Raw genomic sequence first — 17,620 nt, 5'->3', positions numbered from 1 at the left:
TTCGACTTTCGCTCGTAAGACTGACGACTAGATGACCACGACGCCCTCGGCGACGCCGACCGCGCGAAGGTCGCGGTACCAGCGCTCCACCGGGTGTTCCTTGGTGTAGCCGTGGCCGCCGAGCAGTTGCACGCCGTCCAGGCCGATCTGCATGCCCTTGTCGGCGCCGAGCCGCTTGGCCAGCGCCGCCTCGCGGGCGAACGACAGCCCCTGGTCGGCCCGCGACGCCCCGCGCCAGGTGATCAACCGCAGCCCGTCGAACTCGATCGCCATGTTCGCGCACATGAACGCGACCGCCTGCCGGTGCGCGATCGGTTCACCGAACGCGTGGCGCTCCTTGACGTAGGGGACGACGTAGTCGAGCACGGCGTGCGAGGTGCCGACGGCCAGCGCGGCCCAGCCCAGCCGCGACAACGCGATCGCCTCGGAGTAGTCCGCGTCGGTGGCTTCGTCCTCGCCCAGGCGCGCCGACAGCGGCACGCTGACCCCGTCGAAGGTGACCTGGCCGATGGCTGCGGCGCGGATGCCCATACCCGGATCGGGGGTGACGCTGACGCCCTGCGACGACGACTCGACGATGAACATCGCCGGCTTGCCGTTGAGTTGCGCTGCGACGATGAACAATTCGGCGTCGGCGGCGGCCGGCACCAGCGACTTGACGCCGTCGATGCGGTAGCCGCTGGGGGTCCGCACGGCCGTCGTCTTCAGCGCGGTCGGGTCGAACAGCGCGCGCGGTTCGGCGATCGCCACACAGGCCTGCGGGACGTTCTCGCCTGCGAACTCCTTGAGGTAGGTGGCCTGCTGGTCGGCGCTGCCCCAGTGCGTCAGCGCCGACGCCACCCCGGCCGGCGCCAGCACCGGCAGCGCCAGACCCATGTCGCCGTAGGCCAGCGCCTCGGCGACCAGGACGTTGGTGACCGCCGCGCGGTGTGCCGCGATGCCCTCGAAATCCTCGGGCACGTTGATCGCGGTGATGCCGAGTTCGGAGGCGCGGGTCACCAGATCGGCTGGGTGGCTTGCGGATTCGTCGGACTCGCGGGCGGCCGGGCGGATCACCTCGGCGGCGAACTCGGTGACGGTGTCGACGATCATCTGCTGTTCGTCGTCGGGGGTCAGATCGAAGTAGTCCGAACCGCTGGTCTTGAGCCGGGTCGGACCGCCCTGGCTGCCCGAAACCCGCTTGAACTGGCGACTTGCGGCGCCGGCCATCGAGAAGGCCTGCTTGACGCCGTACTTGATTCCGCGGTTGAGCGGGTCGCGCAGGTTGTAGCGGTCGAGGAACTCCTGACCGACCAGCGGGGTGACCAACGCCAATCCCAGGTCGGTCGCGGTGCGGCGGTGCTTCTGCAGACCCACAGCGCTTTCCTTGCGGCCGGTTCGCTTCGGTTTCGACCCGTTCTTCGACGGCCGGGTGTCGGTCATGTCGGCTGCCTCGCTTTGTGGTGGATGTCCGAACTCGTCGAACTGACTCCAGAGTAAGGTACCAGAACTGACTCGCGGGTAAGGTCCGCGGCCGCCGCGCTCAGCGCAGGCGGGCCAGCACCTCGTCGTGCAGGAGCGCGTTGGTGGCCACCGCGCTGCCGCCGTGCGGCCCCGGTTCGCCGGCCAGGTTGGTGAACCGGCCGCCGGCCTCGCGCACCAGCACATCCAACGGTGCCAGATCCCACGTCGACACCTCGGGTTCCAGCGCGATGTCGACGGCCCCCTCGGCGACCAGGCAGTAGTTGTAGAAGTCGCCGTAACCGCGCACCCGCCACACCGCGTCGGTCAACGCCACGAAGCGGTCGCGGATGCCGCGCTGCGCCCAGCCGGACAGGCTGGAGAACGCCAGGCTCGCCGAGCCCAGGTCGTCGACCTTCGACACGCCCACCCGCCGCTGCGGACCCCCGGCGACCGCGGTGAACGCGCCGTGCCCGGTCATCGCCCACCACCGGCGGTGCAGCGCAGGCGCGCTGACGACCCCGACCACCGGCACCCCGTCGTGCAGCAGCGCGATCAGCGTCGCCCACACCGGCACCCCGCGGACGAAGTTCTTGGTCCCGTCGATGGGGTCGACGACCCACTGCCGGCCGGTGAACTGCCTGGTGCCGCCGAACTCCTCGCCGAACACCGAATCCTCGGGCCGCGCCTCGCCGAGCCGGCGCCGGATCATCGTCTCGACCGCGAGGTCGGCGTCGGTGGCCGGCGTCATGTCCGGTTTGGTCTCGACGACGAGGTCGACCGCGCCGAAGCGCGCGGTGGTCTGGGCATCGGCCTCGTCGGCCAGAGCCAGCGCCAACGTCAGGTCATCGGGGACGGCGTTCACCCCTGAGGTCCTACCATGGCGGTGTGTTCGAATTCGCGGTGATCCTGCTGCTCGTCGGCGCGCTGGTTCTGCTGGCGCGGCCGCTGCTGATGCGTCGCCGCGGCGCGCCACCCGACTGGCCGGCCGGTCAACTGCTGGTCACCGGCGTCAGCCCCCGCCCGGCCGACGTCACCGGGCCGCAGTTCGTGACGGTCACCGGCGTCATTAACGGCCCGACCGTCAACGAACACGTCGTGTACCAGCGCCTCGAGGTCGACGTCGACAACTGGCCGACGATGGGACAGCTGTTCCCGGTGGTCTACTCGCCGAAGAACCCGGACAACTGGCGGTTCGCGCCGCAGGAGCCCCCGCCGCCGTCCGCTTGATCAACCGTGGCCGATGCGCAGCAGCTCGGCGACGCTGGTGATCTTCACCCGCGGCCGGCCGTGCGGTTCGCCGGCGGAGCGCTCGTACTCGTCGATCACCCGCCAGTGGTCGTCGGTGACCACCTTCGGCTGCCGCTCGACCAGCCAGCGCGCCAGCGCCTCGGCGTGATCGTCGCCGAAATCGGCCAGCTGCCCGCCGGACAGGTCGGCGATCAGCGTGTCGACGGTCTCCTGCGAGTCGCTCTTGTTGCTGCCGATCACCCCGGTCGGACCGCGCTTGATCCAGCCGACGACGTACTCGTTGCGACGGCCCTCGACGCGCCCTGCGGTGTGCGGGATGGTGCCGCTGCGCTCGTCGAACGGCAGGCCCGGAGTCGGCACCCCGCGGTACCCGACCGCGCGCACCACCAGCTGCGCGGGCACCTCCTCACGCTCGCCGGTGTCCCGGGCGACGACGCGCCCGTTCTCCTCGACCAGCTCGTTGCGGCCCAGCACGATCGACTCGACGCGGCCCTCGCCCTTGATCTCGATCGGTGAGGTGCAGAACCGGAACACGATGCGGCGCTTGGCGTTCTTCGGGGTGGTGTCGGCGTACCCGCGCAACACCTTGACGTTGTTGCGGACGGTCTTGCCCGCCGCGTCGAGGTCCGCGTCGGTGATCCCGGCGAAGGCGTCCGGCTCGACCATGATGTCGACGTCGCCCAGACCCTCGAGCTGGCCGAGCTCGCGCAGCTCGAGCGTGGTGAACGGGGCCTGCAGCGGGCCGCGCCTGCCGATGACGAGAACCTCCTCGACACCGCGGTCGTGCAGCGACTCCAGCGCGTGGTCGGCGATGTCGGTCGCGGCCAGCGCGTCGGGGTCGGTGACCAGGATCCGGGCCACGTCGAGCGCGACGTTGCCGTTGCCGATCACCACGGCGCGACCGTTGGTGATGTCGGGTGCGCTCTCCGCGAAGTGCGGGTGGGCGTTGTACCAGCCGACGAAGTCGACCGCGGCGACGCTGCCCGGCAGGTCCTCGCCGGGGATGCCCAGCGACCGGTCCGACTGCGCGCCGACGGCGTAGATCACCGCGTGATAGCGCTCGGCCAGCTCGGCGGGGTGCACGTGCTGGCCGACCTCGACGTTGCCGAAGAACCGGAACCGGGGGTCGAGCGCGGTCTTCTCGAACTGCGCGCTGATCGACTTGATCTTCGGATGGTCGGGGGCCACACCGGACCGCACCAGGCCCCACGGGGTGGGCAGCATCTCGATCATGTCGACGCGCACGTCGATGTCGTCAGCGGTGTCGGCGAACTTGAGCAACGACGACGCGGCGAAATAACCCGAGGGTCCTGAGCCGACGATCGCCACATGGTATGGGCGCATTTACAGCCTTCTGTCGCTGCCCGGTCGCGCGCAAGGGGGCTGTCGCGTCGCGGCCCGGGCTGGTTACCCACCCGATGCTAGATCGGTTCCCCGCTTCGTTGCGGCTTGTCAGCGAGAACCGGCGTGGTGTCGCCCCGGGTAACCTGAACTCCCGTGGATCCTGATCGTCAAGCCGACCTCGCCGCCCTCGACTCCACCCTGACGACGGTGGAGCGGGTGCTCGACATCGAGGGTCTTCGCAGCCGGATCGAAAAGCTCGAGCACGAAGCGTCTGACCCCAACCTGTGGGACGACCAGACGCGCGCGCAGAAGGTGACCAGCGACCTGTCGCACGCGCAGAACGAGCTGCGCCGGGTCGAGGGACTGCGGCAGCGTCTCGACGACCTGCCGGTGATGTACGAGCTGGCCGCCGAGGACGGTGGCGAGGAGGAACTCGCCGAAGCCGACGCCGAGCGGGGCAAGCTGCGCGAGGACATCGAGGCGATGGAGGTGCGCACGCTGCTGTCCGGCGAGTACGACGAGCGCGAGGCCGTCGTCACCATCCGGTCGGGCGCCGGCGGGGTGGACGCCGCGGACTGGGCCGAGATGCTGATGCGGATGTACATCCGCTGGGCCGAGAAGCACGACTACCCGGTCGAGGTGTTCGACACCTCCTACGCCGAGGAGGCGGGCATCAAGAGCGCGACGTTCGCGGTGCACGCCCCGTTCGCGTACGGCACGCTGTCGGTCGAGCAGGGCACCCACCGGCTGGTGCGGATCAGCCCGTTCGACAACCAGAGCCGCCGCCAGACGTCGTTCGCCGACGTCGAGGTGCTGCCGGTGGTCGACACCACCGACCACATCGAGATCCCGGAAAGCGACGTGCGCGTCGACGTGTACCGCTCCAGCGGGCCCGGCGGCCAGTCGGTCAACACCACCGACTCCGCGGTCCGGCTCACCCACATCCCCACCGGGATCGTGGTGACCTGCCAGAACGAGAAGTCGCAGCTGCAGAACAAGGTGTCGGCGATGCGCGTGCTGCAGGCAAAACTGTTGGAGCGCAAGCGGTTGGAGGAGCGCGCCGAGATGGACGCGCTCAAGGGCGACGGCGGCAGTTCGTGGGGCAACCAGATGCGCTCCTACGTGCTGCACCCGTACCAGATGGTCAAGGATCTGCGCACCGAGTACGAGGTCGGCAACCCGGCCGCCGTGCTCGACGGGGACATCGACGGCTTCCTGGAGGCCGGGATCCGTTGGCGCCAGAGCCAGAGTGTTGAGTAGCCGATGACTGAAACCGTCTACGCAGCCGGTTTCGCCGACGTCTGGCGGGGCTTCTGGTCCAGCGACATCGGGGTGTGGATCCTCGAGCGCGGCGTGGAGATCGCGCTGCTGCTGATCGGCGCGCTGCTGGCGGCACGGTTCATCACCTGGCTGGCCCGCCGAGTCGTCACCCGCATCGACGCCGAGTACCAGACGAGCGACCAACTGGTGCGCACGGAGAGCGCCAAGCACCAGCAGGCCGTCGCCTCGGTGATCTCGTGGGTGTCGGTGGCCCTGCTGTTCATCGTGGTCGCGGTCCAGATCACCGACGTGCTCGCCATCCCGATCGGATCGCTGGTGGCGCCGGCCGCCGTGCTCGGCGCGGCGCTGGGCTTCGGCGCCCAGAAATTGGTGCAGGACCTGCTGGCGGGCTTCTTCATCATCAGCGAACGGCAGTACGGATTCGGCGACCTGGTGCAGCTCAGCATGATCGGTGCACCCGAGGAGTCGCTCGGAACGGTCGAAGAGGTGACGTTGCGGGTGACCAAGCTGCGCACCGCCGAAGGCGAGATGTACACCATCCCCAACGGCAACATCGTCCGGTCGCTGAACCTGTCGAAGGACTGGGCGCGCGCCGTCATCGACATTCCGGTGCCGACGTCGGCGGACCTGAACATCGTCAACGACCTGCTCCAGGGCGTCGCCGACAAGGCGAACGCGGACCCGCATCTCAACGCGCTGATGCTCGACACGCCCCAGCTGATGGGTGTGGAGAGCATCGGGATCGACAGCGTCAATCTGCGGATGGTCGCCCGCACGCTGCCGGGTAAGCAGTTCGAGGTCGGCCGCCGCATCCGCGTGCTGGTGATCGCGGCGCTGCGCGGCGCCGGGATCAACTCGCCGGCCGACGGGGCCACCCCGATGGTGGAGGCCATGCCGCATTCGTCGGCGACCGTGAGCAGTGAGGCCAGACCGCAAGACCCCTCGGAGCCGAAGAAGTGAGGGGCTGGCTCAAGGCGCGCCTGGGCCGGATGCGGGTCTCGACGATCGTGCTCATCGTCGCGTTCATCGCGCTGTTCTGGGTCAACCAGACCGTCGAACCGCAGCCGGCCGCACCGCCGCCGCCGACGCCCGCGGTGGTGCCGCCCGGTTTCGTCCCGGACCCGAACTACACCTGGGTGCCGCGGACCAACGTGCGTCGGCCAAAGGAGCCCGAGTACACCACCACGACGACGCCGCCCACCACCACGACGACGACCACCACCACCGAGCCGACGACCACCGAACCCAGCCCGACGACCACGGTCATCGACCCGGACGGTCTGGGGCCGCGGACGCCGACCACTCAGACCATCGCGCCGGGATCGGAACCTGCGACCACCGAGCCGGCGCCGTTCCCGGGGCTGCCGCAGCTGTTCCCGCCGGAGTCGCCCGCCACCACTGCGCCGGGCTAGGCGGCGGCCGCGCCCGGCTACACTGGCGACCCGTGATGATCACCCTCAACAACGTGACCAAGCAGTACAAGTCGTCCGCGCGGCCCGCGCTCGACAACGTCTCGGTCAAGATCGACAAGGGTGAGTTCGTCTTCCTGATCGGTCCCTCGGGTTCGGGCAAGTCGACGTTCATGCGGCTGCTGCTGGCCGAGGAAACACCCACCCACGGCGACATCCAGGTGTCGAAGTTTCACGTCAACAAGCTGTCTGGCCGGCACGTCCCGAGCCTGCGCCAGGTGCTCGGATGCGTGTTCCAGGATTTCCGGCTGCTGCAGCAGAAGACGGTCTTCGAGAACGTCGCGTTCGCGCTGGAGGTGATCGGCAAGCGTGCCGAGACGATCAACCGGGTGGTGCCCGACGTGCTCGAGATGGTCGGCCTGTCCGGTAAGGCCAACCGGCTGCCCGCCGAACTGTCCGGCGGCGAACAGCAGCGCGTCGCGATCGCCCGCGCGTTCGTCAACCGGCCGCTGGTGCTGCTGGCCGACGAGCCCACCGGCAACCTCGACCCCGAAACCAGCAAGGACATCATGGAGCTGCTCGAGCGGATCAACCGCACCGGGACCACGGTGTTGATGGCCACCCACGACCACCACATCGTCGACTCGATGCGTCAGCGGGTCGTCGAACTCGAACTCGGCCGCCTGGTTCGCGACGAACAGCGCGGCGTCTACGGAATGGATCGCTAGTGCGCTTCGGCTTCCTCATCAACGAGGTTCTCACCGGGTTTCGTCGCAACGTCACGATGACGGTCGCGATGATCCTGACCACCGCGATCTCGATCGGACTGTTCGGCGGCGGCCTGCTGGTGATCCGGCTGGCCGACCAGTCGCGCAACATCTATCTCGACCGCGTGGAGAGCCAGGTCTTCCTGACCAACGACGTGTCGGCCAACGACCCGTCGTGTGACGCCGACCCGTGCAAGGCGCTGCGCCAGCAGATCGAGGAACGCGACGACGTCCGTTCGGTGCGCTTCCTCAACCGCGACGAGGCCTACGACGACGCGATCACGAAGTTCCCGCAGTACAAGGACGTCGCGGGCCGCGAGGCGTTCCCGGCGTCGTTCATCGTCAAACTCGAAAACCCCGAGCAGCACGCGGATTTCGACGAGGCGATGGTCGGTCAACCCGGCGTGTTGAACGTGCTGAACCAGAAGGACCTGATCGACCGGTTGTTCGCGGTGCTCGACGGGATCAGCAACGCCGCGTTCGCGGTCGCGCTGGTCCAGGCCATCGGCGCGGTGTTGTTGATAGCCAACATGGTTCAAGTCGCCGCGTACACGCGGCGAACCGAGATCGGCATCATGCGGCTGGTCGGGGCAAGCCGCTGGTACACGCAGTTGCCGTTCCTGGTCGAGGCGATGCTGGCCGCGCTGATCGGTGTGGTGATCGCGATCGTGGGCCTGATCCTGGTGCGGGCGCTGTTCCTGGAGAACGCGCTCAACCAGTTCTACCAAGCGAATCTGATTGCCAAGGTCGACTACGCCGACGTGCTGTACTTCAGCGCCCCGCTGATGCTGTTCCTCGGTCTGGCGATGTCGGGCATCACGGCCTACGTCACCCTGCGGCTCTACATACGAAGGTAGCCGCATGGCCAAATCCAAGAAGGCGGACCCGACGCGGTCCAGCAACAACAAGGTCATCGCGACGAATCGCAAGGCCCGGCACAACTATTCGATCCTGGAGACCTACGAGGCCGGCGTGCAGTTGGTCGGCACCGAGGTCAAGAGCCTGCGCGACGGACAGGCTTCGCTGGCCGACGCGTTCGCCACCGTCGACGACGGCGAGGTGTGGCTGCGCAACGTGCACATCCCGGAGTATCACCATGGCACGTGGACCAACCACGCGCCGCGGCGCAACCGCAAACTGTTGTTGCACCGCAAGCAGATCGATCAGCTGATCGGGCGGATCCGCGACGGCAACCTGACGTTGGTGCCGCTGTCGATGTACTTCACCGACGGAAAAGTCAAGGTCGAACTGGCGTTGGCGCGCGGTAAAGAGGCCCGCGACAAACGCCAGGACCTGGCACGCCGCGACGCCGAACGCGAGATCACCCGCGAACTGGGTCGGCGTGCCAAAGGCATGACCTGATCGGAATCGCCCTGGCGCTGGCCTCGGCCCTGGGCTACGGGATCAGCGACTTCGTCGGTGGGCTGGCGTCCCGGCGGGTCGCCGCGCTGCGGGTCGTGCTCGTGTCGTATCCGATCGCGATGGTGCTGCTCGCCATCATCGCGACGGTGGTCGGCGGCGACATCTCCGAGGGCGCGGTGGTGTGGGGCGTGCTGTGCGGGGTGTCGCAGGCGTTCGGCGTGTGGTGGTTCTACGCGGCGCTCGGGTCGGGACCGATCTCGGTGGTCTCGCCGCTGACCGCGATCCTGGTGGCCGCGATCCCGGTGGGTTTGGGCCTGGCGCTGGGGGAGCGGCCCGGGCTTGTCGCCGGCATCGGCGTGGTGGTGGCGCTCGTGGCGGTGGTGCTGGTCAGCCGGGATACCACCGACGAGGATTCGGTCGCGCACCGGTTCACCCCGACGGTGGCGTGGTTGACGGTCGGGTCCGGCGTGGCGTTCGGCATGAACTTCGTGCTGATCGACCAGGCGCCGGTGGAGGCGAAGCTGTGGCCGCTGGTGTTCGCGCGCATGTCGGCGACGACGCTGGTGGTCGTCATCGCGCTGCTGAGCCGCAACCTGCGCCCGCCGAGCGGCACCCCGCTGAAGCTGGCCGTGTTCGCGGCGTTCCTCGACGTCGGCGCGAACATCGCGATGCTGTTGGCGCTGCAGGCGTCGCTGCTGTCGCTGGCCGGAGTCCTGATGTCGCTGTATCCGGCGGCGACGGTGTTGTTGGCGATCGTCGTGCTGCGCGAACGGGTGTCGCGCTGGCAGGCGCTCGGCATGGTGCTGGCGCTGGCCGCGGTGGCGATGATCGCCTCCGGTTGAGGCGCGGGAAGCGCCCTCTAACATCAGCTCGTGGCCCGGCCCGTGACTGTTCTCGACAAAACCGCGGTACTCAACGCCCTGTTCGCGGAGTGGGAGAGCATCGACGACGTCCTCGGCGGACTCGCCGACGCCGACTGGCAGACGTCGACGGCCCTGCCCGGCTGGTCGGTGCGTGACGTGGTGGCGCACGTCGTCGGCACCGAGTCGATGCTGCTGGGGGTCGGCACACCGGAGGCCGACATCGACGTGTCGACGCTCGAACACGTCCGCAATGACATCGGCGTGCTCAACGAGCGGTGGGTCCGCACGCTGCGATCCCTTTCGGCCGGTGAGTTGCTGAACAGATTCCGCAGCGTCACCGCCGAACGCCGCCGTGCGTTGGCAGCGATGTCGGACGACGAGTGGAACACCGTCAGCGCGACGCCGGCGGGCCCGGACACGTACGGCCGGTTCATGCGGGTGCGCATCTTCGACTGCTGGTTGCACGAGCACGACATCCGTGACGCCGTGGACCGACCGGCGACCGACGCGACCGGCGTCGGGCCGGATTTCGCACTCGATGAGATGGCCACCAGCATGGGCTTCGTGGTGGGCAAACTGGGCGGGGCCCCGGACGGGTCAAGGGTGTCCATCGTGCTGACCGGCCCGCTCGGCCGGACCATCAACGTCGCGGTCGACGCGGGCCGAGGTTCGGTGGTCGACGACTTCGGGGATGCCGACATGACGGCGACGATCACGCTCGACGCACTGCTGTTCGCCCGGTTGGCCGGGGGACGGCAACCGCTGGACCACGACGCGATCACCTACGGCGGAGACAGCGCCGTCGCCAGGCGCGTCGTCGAGCGGCTCAACTACGTGATCTGATGACCTGCCGGTCGCCGACTGTGAAACCACGGCGGAAACGCGCCCGGTTTTTCGCCCTGTGTTCACACTCGCCGCGGCTCAGCGTGGCCGCGGGATTAATCCGCTGGAGCGATTCGTTGTAGGACGCGTATCATGAATAGTCCTGCCGCTTCGGCAGGGTGTTGTTTCGACAACTGAACAAGGGGCTGAACGGTTTCGACTTCGAGCGTCGAATCAAGGGAAGCGTGCCGGTGCAGGCAAGAGACCACCGTAAGCGTCGTTGCAACCAATTAAGCGCCGATTCCAATCAGCGCGACTACGCCCTCGCTGCCTAAGCGACGGCTGGTCTGTCAGCCCGGGAGCGCCCTCGGCCCGGATCCTGGCATCAGCTAGAGGGACCCACCCACGAGTCCGGTCGCGGGATTTGTGGGGACATCGAACAGCGACTGGGATCGTCATCCTGACTCGTTCGCGTGATCAGGAGATCCGAGTAGAGACATAGCGAACTGCGCACGGAGAAGCCTTGAGGGAACGCCGTAGGACCCGGGTTCAATTCCCGGCAGCTCCACCGATATGACACTGGCCAGGGCGACACGCCCTGGCCAGTTCTCGTCGTGCCCTCGGACAACCTCGGCGTTTCACCGGGAACCCCGCGCGTCGGCACATAAGCTGTGCCGACCACGAAGGGGGCGGCCATATGTCGACGGCAGGGGCAACGGGACGTCTCCACGGCAAGTCCGCCGTGATCACCGGCGCGGCGTTCGGTATCGGCCGCGCGACGGCCGTGCAGTTCGCCCGCGAAGGTGCACGCCTGATCGTGACCGACAACCAGGGCGACCCGCTGCGCAAGCTCGCCGACGAACTCCGCGAGACCGGCGCGGAGATAGCGACCGTCATCGGCGACGTCTCGGTCGAGGCTGACGCAAACCGGATGATCACCGCCGCGACCGACCGCTACGGACGGCTCGACGTACTGGTCGCCAACGCCGGGATCATCCCGCTCGGCGACGTGATGGAGGTCTCGGCCGCCGACTGGGACGAAGTCGTCGCGATCGACGGCCGCGGCATGTTCCTGACCTGCAAGTTCGCGATCGAGGCGATGCTGGCGACCGGAGGGGGCGCCATCGTCTGCCTGTCCTCGATCTCCGGGCTGGCCGGGCAGAAGCGGCAGGCGGCGTACGGGCCCGCCAAGTTCATCGCCACCGGTATGACCAAGCACCTCGCGGTCGAGTGGGCCGACCGCGGGATCAGAGTCAACGCCGTCGCCCCGGGCACCATTCGAACCGAACGGGTCAAGCAGCTCCCGGACGAACCGGGCGGCTCGGAATATCTGGCGGCGATCGAGAGCATGCACCCGATGGGCCGGCTCGGCGAACCGGCCGAAGTCGCCAGCGCCATCGCCTTTCTCGCGTCCGACGACGCCTCTTTCATCACCGGCGCCGTGCTGCCCGTCGACGGCGGTTACCTCGCGCAGTAGAGGCTACGGATCCGCGACCGGCCGCAGCAGAACCTCCTGCGAGGTGCTGGCCACGGCGTGGCCGTCGATGTCGTAGATGACGCCGCGGATCAGCGCGCGGTGACCGTTGACGGCCACCGTCTCCTGGGTGTGCAGATGCCACCGGTCGAAGCGGACGGGACGGTGCAGCCACAGGCTGTGGTCGAGGCTGACGGCCGCGATCGACCCGTAGTCGACCGGTTCCGGATGATTGCGCACCGCCGTGTCGAGCATCAGGTAGTCGCTGGCGTAGGCGAGCAGTGCGCTGTGCAGCGCCGGGTCGTCGCCCACCGGACGCGGCAACCGCATCCAATGCGGTCGTGCCGTCGCCGTCTGCCGGCCACCCATGAAGATCGTCGGTTCCGCGATCCGCATCTCCACCGCCGGGGGGACATCGGCCCAGCCCTGCGCCTTCTGCTGCAGGTTCGGCGGCGCCTGGGCCACCCAGTGCTGCAGCAGCGGCATCTGCTCGGGCGCGACGACGTCGGGGCGCGGGTGCTTGAGTTCTGGTTCCGTCGGGTTGCTGTGGAACGACGCCAACGCGGTCAACAGCGTGCGCTCGCCCTGTGTGACGGTGACCTGACGGGTCGCCATCGAGCGGCCGTCGCGCACGACGTCGACGGCGATGTCGACCGGAATGTCGGTGTCGCCGGTCTGCACGAAGTAGGCGTGCAGCGAGTGCGGCGCGTGCTCGGCGACGGTGCAGGTGGCGGCGTACAACGCCTGCGCGAGCACCTGGCCGCCGAAGATCCGGCCGAACCGGTCGCGCTCGTTGCCCGCCCGAAACCGGTTCTCATCCAGCCGCTCCAGCGACAGCGCACTCTCGAGGCTGTCCAGCGACGTGAGCACCGACTTCTCCAGCGTCGTGCCCTGCAGCGGTCCGGTCAGGTCGTCGGCAACGGTCACGGGGTGGATCCTGCCAGACGCTCGCCGCCCGCCCCGTCGGGCAACCGGTAGCCGCCCCGGGTCATAATCCGCACCGGATCGCGGCCGTCCCAGTCGGCACACGTCGAAGCGATCGCCTGCAACTGGCCGAGGAATGCCGGCGGGCCCTGCACGATCTCGGTGTAGAAGCCGAAGTCGGCGACCGTATCGATGTAGGCCACCCGCAGCCCGCCACCCTCACTCTGCGCGGCCACCCGGTAACCCAGCGACACGAAGTGGGCCAGCTTCGCGTCGTAATCCTTTGTCAGCGTGGCGATCTGATGCACTCCATCGCACCCGCTCCAGTCGGCGTAGATGCTCGGGGTGTCACAGTGCTGCTGGATCAACTCGATCTGCACCGGCCCGGCCTGGGCGACGGCGACCTGGATCCGGATGGTGCGGACGTCGCCGCCGTAGTCGGCCCGCTGCTCGCTGACGGGCAGCACGTGGAACGGTCCGACGCCGAAGGTGCGTGCCCAGTTCGCGGAGGCTTCGAGCACGTCGTCGACGACGTGGCCGATCTGGAAGAACCGGAAGTCGCCTTCGGGACACGGCTGTTCGAACAGCTTCATGCGCCGATCATGGCACGCACCCACCCTCGCGAGCAGACGCAGACTCGCACGATCCAGCGTCGAACTGTGCGATTCTGTGTCTGCTCGCGGTAGGAACGTCAGTCCCACTGGCCGAAATCGGCTGCCAGCACCTCGTTTTCGTCGACGTGCGTTCCGCCCATGGCGATACCAGGGTCCGATCCGCTGACCACCACGGCCTGATACAACACCGCCCTGTCGTCGCGTTCGCCGCCGGACCACGCCTTCGTCTGCCACGCCCACCAGTGCCCTTCGGACGTCGAGCGCCCGATCACCCCATCCTCGATCGCCCATCCGCACACGCCGACATGTCCGTAGACGCCGGTGCGGTCCACCCCGAGGACCGAGTTGATGCCCCGAAGCCATTCGACAGCAGTGGTTTTCCACGTCTCGTGGTCGATGTCCTCGTCGATGCTGAAGAAGATCGGCGCCGACGCCGGCCCGCCCGCCGCGGTGTGCAGGCGCAGCGCGGTTTCGGCGTCGGCCACCCCGCCGTCGTAGCCGCGGGTGTAGTCCGACGGCGTCGGCCATCCGGGCTTTCCGTACTGGTAGCAGCTCGCGACATGCAGGCCCTCGGCGCGCAGCGAATCCGCGTACGCCCGGGTGACGGGTTTGAAGTCGAAGTCGGCCCCCGGTCGCAGCTCGGACACGTAGACCAGCGCGCCGTCGTAGCCCGCGGCCTTGATCTGGTCGGCGGGCACCTGCCGGTGCGTGAAGTCGATGATCCGCAGGCCCTGCGCCGACGCCGCCGGCATGCCCAGCCCCGCGGTGATCACGAAAAACGGCGCTGCGACAGCATATTTGAGCACCTCACGCCGCGACACGCCATCGGCTGAACCGTGCACGTCGCGATGGTAACAACAATGCGCCGGGTTTCCGCGGGATCGCCCACAACGCCCTAAGCTGGCGACCGGCGATGAGCACGCGAGAACTGACCGCACGCGCAGCCGCGGTGCTGGGCGTCCTCGTGCTTGCGCTGACCTCGTGCGCGGAGCCGCCTCCGCCCAGGCCCCTGCCCCCGGCGCACCACGTCGCGCCCTCACCGACAACCGCGCCGACAACCGCGCCGTTGCCGGACATGCCGGAGATCTCACGGCTGATCGACGACGCGATCGCCGCGCACCGATTACCGGGTGCCGTGGTGGCGGTGGGACACCGGGGCAGGGTCGTGTTCCAGCGGGCCTACGGCGTGCGCAAACTCGCCGGTGAACAGGGCCTCGACGGTTCACCCGGCCCGGCCGAACCGATGACCGCCGACACCGTCTTCGACGTGGCGTCGTTGACGAAACCGCTGGCCACCGCCACCGCCGTCATGCAACTCGTCGAGCGGGGAGCAGTGTCCGTCGACGACCCGGTGCAGACACATCTGCCGGAGTTCAACCCGTCGTACGACCCGCAACGGGCAAAGGTGACGGTCCGCATGCTGCTGACCCACACCTCGGGGCTGCCGGGCGACCTGGATCTACACGACCCCTGGGGACTCGCCCGCGCGGACAGGACCGAGGGGGTGCGGCGCGCGTTGACCACCCCGCTGCAGTCACCGCCCGGCGTGGTGTTCCGCTATTCCGACATCGGTTTCGTGTTGCTGGGCACGCTGATCGAGCACGTCACCGGTGAGGCCTTGGACGACTACGTCCAGCGTGCGGTCTTCGCCCCGCTCGGGATGTCCGAGACCCGCTATCTCCCGCCTGCCGAGGCGTGTGGGCCGCACGAGGTCAGGGGAGCGGCGATCGCCTGGGCGCCCGGGCGGGAGCCGACGCAGTGTCCGGCGGGCAGCTGGCGCACCGGCCTGCTGTCGCGGATCGCCCCGACAGCACGCGACGAGGAGAACCGCGCGGATCCCGGCCACAATCCGGACTTCGACCGCCTGCTGCGCGGAACCGTCCACGACCCGACCGCACGCCGGATGGGCGGGGTGGCCGGCCACGCCGGTGTGTTCTCCACCGTGCACGACGTCAGCGTTTTCGCGCAGGCGCTCCTGGATCGGCTGGCGGACCGGCCGAGCACGTTCCCGCTCGAGCGGTCCACCCTGCAACTGATGACGACGCCCCAGCAGCCCGGCGGCCGGGATCTGCGCGGCTTCGGGTGGGATATCGACAGCGCCCACTCCCGCCCACGCGGCACCGTCTTCCCGGCCGGAACCAGCTTCGGGCACACCGGCTTCACCGGAACCTCGGTGTGGATCGACCCGGCCTCCGACAGCTACGTGGTGTTGCTGACCAATGTCATTCATCTGCGCGGGAGCCGGCCGATCTCAGGTCTGCAGGGTGACGTGGCGACGGCGGCCGCGCGGGCGCTGCACCTCGGCTGAGACCCTTACCCGAACGACAGGAAAACCTGTCCCGCCGACAGCGCTTTCTCACTCCCAGGCGATTCTCTGAAGCAGTTGTGCCAAGCGACTATTGGCACACGGGCAGCTCCCGTGACCACATGTCGAACACGCACAGGAGAACATCATGACAACAATCGCCACGGGCCGCCGCGCCCGTCACACCGCGGCCGTGGTGCTGGCCGCTGCCGCCACCGCGGTCGGGATGCTCAGCGCGGCCCCGGCGCACGCGGCCGACCAGTACATCGCTCTGGCAATCGGATTCGTCAACGAGAATCCGCCCGTCACGATGGCCGGCGGTTCGGCGATCAGCGGCACCGAGCAGCAGGCCGCGGTCGGATCCCTGACGAACTGTTCGGGCAACGGCGCCGGGCACTGCGTCACGCAGGTGATCGCCAAGAACGAGTGCGCCGCAGCGGCGTCCAACGATTACGGTGAGCGCACCGGGGCCACCGGCGCCTCGCGCGGCGTCGCGGAGAGCAAGGCCAAGGCCCTGCTGCAGAACCAGCAGGGCGCCAAGGTCATCGTGTCGGGTTGCGCGAACGGATCGACCCCGCCTCCGCCGAACGACCCGCCTCCGCCGCCGCCCCCGCCGAAACTGGGTCCGACGGTGTCGTTCGACACGGTCATCGGTGGGCTCGTCGCCCATATCACCGACCGCAGCGGTGTCTCGTCGCAGTGCACCTACGCCACCGACGGCTACAACCGCGCCTTCGGGCTCGCCGCGAACTCCAGGTACGACCTGAGGATCGTCCCGGCGGTGCCGCGGTTCCGGAACTGGACCGTCACGATCACCTGCGACAACGGCACCAGCACGACCGCGACGACCTACTTCTGAGCCCCGCTCCGATCCGCCCGGGCCGTGACCCCACGGTCCGGGCGTCGGCGCTGCGCGGCGTCAGGTGATCGTCACGCCACCGTCGACGACGATGGTCTGACCGGTGACGTAGCCGCCGGCCTCGGACGCCAGCCAGACCACCGTGGCCGCCAACTCCGCGGGGTCGCCCATCCGCTTGAGCACCGCGCGAGTCGCCAACGTCTCTTCCAGATATCCGGGCGCGTACTCGTCGGTCATCTCCGACTGGAAGAACCCGGGCGCAAGCGCGTTGACCCGGATACCTTTTCGCGATCCCCACTGCTGGGCGAGGTCGCGGGTCAGCCCGAAAATCGCGGCCTTGCTGGCGCTGTAGGCGGCCTGCGGGAGCGCGGCGGTGGTGATGCCCAGGATGCTGGCCACGTTGATGATCGAGCTGCCGGGCTGCATCACCCGCCCGCAGGCCTGCGCGGCCCAGTACGACCCGTTGAGGTTGACATCGACGACCGTGCGGAACTGATCGGGGGTCTCGCGCACGGCGGGCACGGCGGTTCCGACACCGGCGTTGTTCACCAGGACGTCGACGCGTCCGAACTCCTGCATCGCGGCGTCCACCAGGGCCGTGCACTGGTCGGGATCGACGACGTCGGTTTGCACACTGAGCGCCCGGCGACCGGCCTTCCTGACGAGTTCTGCTGTGCTCTCCAGCTTTTCGACCCGCCGCGCAGCCAGCACCACGTCGGCGCCCGCCTGTGCGCACGCCTCGGCGAAGAAGACCCCCAGACCCGAGGATGCGCCGGTGATGACGACGACCTTGTCGTCGAGTCGGAACCGGTCCAAGATCGTCATCATTCTCCCGTCGCTCGTAACGTCGCAAGGAAGGATACGTTCTACGCTCGGGCCGTCGGCTCGAGGTGTTCGAGGCGGTC

General features: G+C 68.6%; 19 protein-coding genes and 1 other RNA gene. 13 read left to right on the top strand and 7 right to left on the bottom strand.

The window, feature by feature from the left end; translation table 11 throughout:
• Positions 1-27: 27 nt before the first annotated feature.
• Both BHQ18_RS02395 and hisN read right to left on the bottom strand, forming a co-directional pair.
• On the bottom strand, positions 28-1,422 hold the full coding sequence (locus tag BHQ18_RS02395; protein ID WP_069411938.1) for an acyl-CoA dehydrogenase family protein: 1,395 nt from the start codon (positions 1,420-1,422) through the stop codon (positions 28-30).
• Between the two features lie 100 nt (positions 1,423-1,522).
• Positions 1,523-2,305 (bottom strand): histidinol-phosphatase, encoded by a 783-nt coding sequence (gene hisN / locus BHQ18_RS02390; RefSeq protein ID WP_069411937.1) that lies wholly within the window; start codon positions 2,303-2,305, stop codon positions 1,523-1,525.
• A 23-nt stretch (positions 2,306-2,328) separates the two neighbouring features.
• On the opposite strand from hisN, the gene BHQ18_RS02385 reads away from it, so the two are divergent.
• Positions 2,329-2,670, top strand: coding sequence for a hypothetical protein (locus BHQ18_RS02385; protein WP_069411936.1), 342 nt, complete (start codon positions 2,329-2,331; stop codon positions 2,668-2,670).
• Here BHQ18_RS02385 and BHQ18_RS02380 read toward each other — a convergent pair whose 3' ends face one another.
• Entirely contained in the window at positions 2,671-4,035 is a 1,365-nt protein-coding gene (locus tag BHQ18_RS02380; protein WP_069411935.1) for an FAD-dependent oxidoreductase, read from the bottom strand.
• Between the two features lie 153 nt (positions 4,036-4,188).
• Between BHQ18_RS02380 and prfB the strand changes: the two genes are divergently transcribed.
• From prfB to BHQ18_RS02330, 10 genes are all read left to right on the top strand, one after another.
• On the top strand, positions 4,189-5,295 hold the full coding sequence (gene prfB / locus BHQ18_RS02375) for a peptide chain release factor 2 (RefSeq protein ID WP_069411934.1): 1,107 nt from the start codon (positions 4,189-4,191) through the stop codon (positions 5,293-5,295).
• A gap of 3 nt (positions 5,296-5,298) precedes the next feature.
• Complete coding sequence (locus tag BHQ18_RS02370) at positions 5,299-6,276, top strand: mechanosensitive ion channel family protein (RefSeq protein ID WP_069411933.1); 978 nt, start codon at positions 5,299-5,301, stop codon at positions 6,274-6,276.
• Entirely contained in the window at positions 6,273-6,728 is a 456-nt protein-coding gene (locus BHQ18_RS02365) for an Rv3103c family proline-rich protein (RefSeq protein ID WP_069411932.1), read from the top strand. Before BHQ18_RS02370 ends, BHQ18_RS02365 begins: the two co-directional genes overlap by 4 nt.
• A 35-nt stretch (positions 6,729-6,763) precedes the next feature.
• Entirely contained in the window at positions 6,764-7,453 is a 690-nt protein-coding gene (gene ftsE, locus BHQ18_RS02360) for a cell division ATP-binding protein FtsE (protein ID WP_069412018.1), read from the top strand.
• A complete protein-coding gene (ftsX, locus tag BHQ18_RS02355) occupies positions 7,453-8,349 on the top strand; it encodes a permease-like cell division protein FtsX (RefSeq protein ID WP_069411931.1) in 897 nt (298 codons plus the stop codon). The genes ftsE and ftsX overlap by 1 nt, the downstream gene beginning before the upstream one ends.
• A 4-nt stretch (positions 8,350-8,353) precedes the next feature.
• Positions 8,354-8,854, top strand: a complete 501-nt coding sequence (gene smpB, locus BHQ18_RS02350; RefSeq protein WP_069411930.1) for an SsrA-binding protein SmpB — start codon at positions 8,354-8,356, stop codon at positions 8,852-8,854.
• Positions 8,851-9,696 (top strand): EamA family transporter, encoded by an 846-nt coding sequence (locus BHQ18_RS02345; RefSeq protein WP_084293824.1) that lies wholly within the window; start codon positions 8,851-8,853, stop codon positions 9,694-9,696. The genes smpB and BHQ18_RS02345 overlap by 4 nt, the downstream gene beginning before the upstream one ends.
• A 30-nt stretch (positions 9,697-9,726) precedes the next feature.
• Complete coding sequence (locus BHQ18_RS02340) at positions 9,727-10,560, top strand: maleylpyruvate isomerase family mycothiol-dependent enzyme (protein WP_069411929.1); 834 nt, start codon at positions 9,727-9,729, stop codon at positions 10,558-10,560.
• Between the two features lie 181 nt (positions 10,561-10,741).
• Positions 10,742-11,110: a transfer-messenger RNA gene (gene ssrA, locus BHQ18_RS02335) on the top strand.
• Positions 11,111-11,236: 126 nt separating this feature from the next.
• On the top strand, positions 11,237-12,016 hold the full coding sequence (locus tag BHQ18_RS02330; protein WP_069411928.1) for an SDR family NAD(P)-dependent oxidoreductase: 780 nt from the start codon (positions 11,237-11,239) through the stop codon (positions 12,014-12,016).
• Between the two features lie 3 nt (positions 12,017-12,019).
• Here BHQ18_RS02330 and BHQ18_RS02325 read toward each other — a convergent pair whose 3' ends face one another.
• From BHQ18_RS02325 to BHQ18_RS02315, 3 genes are all read right to left on the bottom strand, one after another.
• Entirely contained in the window at positions 12,020-12,940 is a 921-nt protein-coding gene (locus tag BHQ18_RS02325) for an acyl-CoA thioesterase (RefSeq protein ID WP_205866016.1), read from the bottom strand.
• Positions 12,937-13,530, bottom strand: coding sequence for a VOC family protein (locus BHQ18_RS02320; protein ID WP_069412016.1), 594 nt, complete (start codon positions 13,528-13,530; stop codon positions 12,937-12,939). The genes BHQ18_RS02325 and BHQ18_RS02320 overlap by 4 nt, the downstream gene beginning before the upstream one ends.
• A gap of 98 nt (positions 13,531-13,628) precedes the next feature.
• A complete protein-coding gene (locus BHQ18_RS02315) occupies positions 13,629-14,303 on the bottom strand; it encodes a DUF1906 domain-containing protein (protein ID WP_276045618.1) in 675 nt (224 codons plus the stop codon).
• Positions 14,304-14,464: 161 nt separating this feature from the next.
• On the opposite strand from BHQ18_RS02315, the gene BHQ18_RS02310 reads away from it, so the two are divergent.
• Complete coding sequence (locus BHQ18_RS02310) at positions 14,465-15,859, top strand: serine hydrolase domain-containing protein (RefSeq protein WP_084293823.1); 1,395 nt, start codon at positions 14,465-14,467, stop codon at positions 15,857-15,859.
• A gap of 145 nt (positions 15,860-16,004) precedes the next feature.
• Positions 16,005-16,715, top strand: a complete 711-nt coding sequence (locus tag BHQ18_RS02305; RefSeq protein ID WP_069411925.1) for a DUF4189 domain-containing protein — start codon at positions 16,005-16,007, stop codon at positions 16,713-16,715.
• 60 nt (positions 16,716-16,775) lie between these two features.
• On the opposite strand, the gene BHQ18_RS02300 is transcribed toward BHQ18_RS02305, so the two are convergent.
• Positions 16,776-17,540 (bottom strand): SDR family NAD(P)-dependent oxidoreductase, encoded by a 765-nt coding sequence (locus BHQ18_RS02300; protein WP_069412014.1) that lies wholly within the window; start codon positions 17,538-17,540, stop codon positions 16,776-16,778.
• Positions 17,541-17,620: the final 80 nt, after the last annotated feature.

It is taken from the genome of Mycolicibacterium flavescens (assembly GCF_001722335.1).
Taxonomy (GTDB): domain Bacteria; phylum Actinomycetota; class Actinomycetes; order Mycobacteriales; family Mycobacteriaceae; genus Mycobacterium; species Mycobacterium flavescens.
The sequence above is the reverse complement of the archived record's forward strand: the minus strand, read 5'-3'. Positions and strand labels throughout refer to the sequence as shown.